This is a genomic window from Paenibacillus sp. 01T442 (assembly GCF_056398345.1).
The window spans coordinates 1-4,695 of sequence record NZ_JBFTPF010000159.1; the positions used below are offsets into that span (position 1 = coordinate 1).

At 35.7% G+C, this 4,695-nt stretch carries 4 protein-coding genes; 2 read left to right on the forward strand and 2 right to left on the reverse strand.

The genetic code is table 11. The features are described 5' to 3' along the window. Positions 1-584: 584 nt before the first annotated feature. Both AC1DLM_RS34785 and AC1DLM_RS34790 read right to left on the reverse strand, forming a co-directional pair. Positions 585-1,184, reverse strand: a complete 600-nt coding sequence (locus tag AC1DLM_RS34785; RefSeq protein ID WP_477572551.1) for a hypothetical protein — start codon at positions 1,182-1,184, stop codon at positions 585-587. Between the two features lie 626 nt (positions 1,185-1,810). Beyond that, positions 1,811-2,194, reverse strand: a complete 384-nt coding sequence (locus AC1DLM_RS34790) for an S-Ena type endospore appendage (protein WP_477572552.1) — start codon at positions 2,192-2,194, stop codon at positions 1,811-1,813. A gap of 148 nt (positions 2,195-2,342) precedes the next feature. On the opposite strand from AC1DLM_RS34790, the gene AC1DLM_RS34795 reads away from it, so the two are divergent. Then, the gene (locus AC1DLM_RS34795) at positions 2,343-2,774 is read left to right on the forward strand and encodes an S-Ena type endospore appendage (RefSeq protein ID WP_477572553.1); all 432 of its coding nucleotides are present in this window, start codon (positions 2,343-2,345) and stop codon (positions 2,772-2,774) included. A gap of 936 nt (positions 2,775-3,710) precedes the next feature. Then, entirely contained in the window at positions 3,711-4,265 is a 555-nt protein-coding gene (locus tag AC1DLM_RS34800; protein ID WP_477572554.1) for a 2'-5' RNA ligase family protein, read from the forward strand. Positions 4,266-4,695: the final 430 nt, after the last annotated feature.

Consider the following 4,695-nt stretch of genomic DNA (forward strand, 5'->3'; position numbering starts at 1 on the left):
ATAACTTTAGTTGAATAAACACCTAGGACGAGGCTGCCGGCATGAAGGGCAGCCTTTGCTCACCTAACGGGCAGTAAAGCGTGGTTGATACTGCGGTGATTAGCCMCTTATAAGGTTTACTTGACCTCATAATACGAACGGGCAGGATAGTTGAACAAAATGATCCTTCGCAGTGGTTTGTGGTTTTTAATTTATCCTATATATCCCTTTTATTTGACTTCGCAGGGAATGGGGAGAATCAGTTGTTTTCGAAATATTAGCAGGTCAGCAACAGTTATGCTGATGATGTAGACGAGGAATCTCATGTAAAGGTCATGACAGGTATCTGGATGGAGTCAATTGCGAAGGTATCGCTGCTTTTTGCCTAAGGTTTGTACGGTGATATCGACCCGCAGCTGAGTTGGACACATCTGTAGCATAACACCATAGAATGGGCTCATTCAAGATGAATTTGTATCCTCGCACTCAATAGCCTTTAAATTGGTTTCAAATGAATACTTGGTCAAAATAAAAAACTGTACCTCCAATTGTTATTTGTCTTACAATTGGGGTACAGATCGCTCAACGCTCTTTTTTTATTTTTATTATTTCAATTGTTTGAGTATGGTTATCCATATTCTCAGACCTGTCACCCATAGAGTCAAAGCAGAGCCAAAACCGATAAAAGTAGATGTCGCAATCAGAGAGATACTGCTTACGTTGGCATTCATTGGTAAAAAGAAAGTAATAATGCCTAAAATACAGAGCACTACACCTGTACCATAATAAAAATTTTCTCGAAACAATTGAGCTAAAGGAAAAAAATGAATACCGACAATGATAGCCATGATAGGKAAAAAGACTTCAAAATGATTGATTATGTTACAAATCACACTTGCAATAAAGATCGCAAGACCTTCTAGACCAAAAATCAAACCAAATTTTCGATTTATTTTTTTCCGATGTTCCCTCTCTTCCGGTGTAACAGCATTGTTCATGTTACGAGCTTTACTAATAAGCGTTATGGCTCCGATGAGTAAGATTAATGTCACAACACTCGAAAGAACAAGTAACCATGGAGCTCCAAGTCCATGTGAACCAATAATACCAATGGAAGCCCAAAGCGCTCCAAAAAAAGTCATGAACATCAAGCCATTTGCAGCTCCAAAGACAGCAGCTTTCGGCAATTTTACTAAATCACTCATAATTATGCAGACTCCTAAATCCATTTTTTATCTATTCTTATAAAACCATCCTTTCTCCATTTTGTCTAGCTTTTGTAACAAATGCTATGTTAAATTACATCTCGGTTTGGAGATGATTAACCTTTGGATCTAAAGCAATTGAAGAAGCTCACGAAATAACTAAAAAGGATTAAAGTGGCACAAGTAGTCAAGACAGTTTTTTTAGATTTTTATATTTTTTAAGGTGTAAAGGACTTCATGATACCGATGTTCGTAACGCAATTGACGGAAACGATTCAATAACAGGCTAAATATCAGCGGGAGACTAAGACTTTTTCAAGTCTTGGTCCGCCACTGTTTATTTTAATGGACCAGTCTAAAACTCAATTCTCAAAAGCTGACTATTACTCCAGTCTAATTCTTTATTCTCATCGAACATCTGCCATTTATTAGGATTTTCCTTTTGCTCAGGAACCCGCCTCCATGACTCAGAAACCCTTAAACCGGTTAGGTTTTCCCACGATCTTTTTCTTAATTATCTTCTTCAAACTTCTGCCCATCAAGAGGATTATATTAGGCTCAAAGAATACAATTAAAAAGAGGTTTCCCTCTTCTTCTCATTGATTTACGTTAGATTAATTTCTAAACTAGCATCTTACGCAATAATGCAAATCTAATACTAGATTTCCTGTAGCATTTGCTTCAGGGCTTGTTCCCGTAAGGCTTTCGATAGTAATTGATCTCAAGTCTTCAAAGAAGATTGTTTCCGAACGGCCAGCTGTAACAACGACGGGTGTTACCGTAAGTCCTGCTGTGTATACAACATTCAGGACGGAAAAAGTACTAGTGTTGACCACTGTAAAAGAACCATTTACAACTAATCCAGTTGTATTTGTAAAGTAAGTTATTGGCGGGGCAGGAGCAGTTGGAGTAGGTTKGAAAATGGGATTGCATTGTTGGAGGTTAACAACTTGTTTAGGCACATTGTTACAAAAATTAAACACAGCAGAACCTGAAGAATTTCCACACATATTTATTACACCTCTTCTTTTTTCCTTACTATGTTATGTGAGCTTGTATTATCCCGAACTGGTGAAAACCCCATTAATAAATAAATGGATGATTGACTTAGGTTCATTTTGTTCGAATCTCCATAAACCATTAAAGGGGGTGGCTTTTATGAAGAAACAATGTAAATCAAGGCGAGCAACAGGTACAATGCATGTTAAAAAGAGTAAAAGGAAATACACCCAACATTCAAGAAAGAGTAAAAGATCAATAAAAAAACTTATTTATATACGTAGATGTGTTCCAATAAAACAAACAAGTGAAAGCAGATCGGCTCAAACTTATTTTTATGTGTCAACAAATTCAGCTATTAAGTTACCTACAGGAACCATTACAATAATAAATACGAGTAGGTCCAGTAAAATGGGAATTACTATTCTGAAATCGTCCAACGACCATGATGAATTTGAAGTAGGCCCAAATTCATCAATTACGGCAATTGTTTCTAATGTCAAATCCGTTAATGTTTTGTGTAAGGGTGAATCTGATAATGATTGTACTGGTTCAATAGAATTGGATATGCACTACATTCTAAGGTTCTAATAACAAGGAAGCCCATAAATTATGAGGCTTCTTTTTTATGTGCGACGGGGAGTCGCAACTTTAGGCTAAAAGCGTTATGAGTAAACGAATACAAGCGGCGGTGCACGCTCTATCTATTAATGGGCTTCCCTTCTTAACTAAAGAGAGATTAATTATTTATTTCGCATTGCTTCTGAAAATAAGGCGTCCAATTGTTAACTTTTTATCAATATGGAATTAAATACAAATAAATATGCTTATCAACGAAGTCACTTCGGATGCCTGTTCGTCTGCAGGTTTTAAAGGAATATTTTATATTAAAATAAAATTTATGACATCAAGTTCTTGTCAATTTTTTATGTCGGATGAAACAAACATTACCCGAATCAAGTCGGCATAAACTGTGGTCTTTTTTATTTATCGGTATAAAGATAGTTTCACAGAAGGCTTTTTAATATTATTAGATGACKATGATCCAAATGTGACATTAAGACTTGAAACAAAACCCAATATTAGATTAATAAGTACTGGAGATATGAACTTTCGAAAGTGAATTCGAAGAGATCGGTAACTTCTGATTTCACGTTATTCAATGGGTTCTTAAAATCATTGCTCACCTAGATGCATTAGAGTTCAGACCATCGTACTTCGTTCGCTGAACTAACGGGAGAACGAGAGTTGAGTTATTGTCACACGATTGAAATCTAATTTTCATCTGGTATTAAGTATTAAAGGTTATAATAAAAACCGACCCCCTTTAAAATATAAACTTAGACCCGCAGCCCGTTGCTGTGGGTTTCTTTTTGTTATTAAATGAAGGGCTGTTTAAAACTAAAGCAGGATTTGGACAATATTTGAGGAATACTTTCTAAAAACATAAATGTTCGGAAAGTTGATGATTGAAATGAATAGGAATGCTCCGAGAAAAATACATATTATTTATAAAGGGGTGTAAAAATGCCTTTTTTCATAGGAATCGTTCCACCTGAAGATTATAAAGAACAAATTTTGGTATTTCGTAATAAATGGGCTAAGACATTTCGAAATCGATGGGATAATAACGGTTTTAGGGCTCCTGTCGAGCCTCATATTACCGTTAAACTCTCAAATGGACTTACGGAGGATATGAATTGGCTTGAAAAGGTAAGAGAAACTTGTTCTTCATTTCCAATCTTCCAGTTAACTTTGTGTGAACCAGGAACATTTGGAACAGCGGTTACATTCCTTAGCGTTGAATCGCAAGAGATATATAATCTACACAATAATTTGGTAGATGCGGTTTCCCCACCGCCTGAACTTATTGACAGTAATATAGAGTTGGATAACTTCATTCCACATTTGACTTTGGGTCAAACAAAATGGGGCATGAATGAAGCAGAAATTATAGAAATGAAATTGGCTGCGAGAGAAGCATTACCTCCTTTTCCAAACTTCGATGTAACATTCGTGCGGGTATTTGATATCAAAACAAACGTACCTTTAGAAGATATCAAACTTGGCAAGTTGTTCTAATCAGATCAATGAACTAATGGGACACGATAGTTCCAATATGTGTTATTATCAAAACATCACCCTTGCACAGCGGTAGATGATCAAGGAGATTTTCATTTGAATTAAATGAAGCCTTTGACAACTTTGGTGTTGAGGAAGTTGTAAGCATATTGGCTGAACTAGGATTAAAGCATCATATCAGAAAAAAGAGCGCTTTTTTAAAGTCGTAGATAAAGTCGATAATCTAAGATTTTAATTTCATATCTCTCTTAAGTATGGGGGAACAGAATTGTTATGGTATGTATGGCAGGGAGAAGAATTAATAATGGGAGGACTATGGGGTATTTTGAAATCTTTGGTTGATGAAAATTATGATGAAAAGATTCATCTTCCTATTTTTCGAAACTATGAAGAATTAAAAGAGATATTTACTTATGTGCTGGCATTAGTA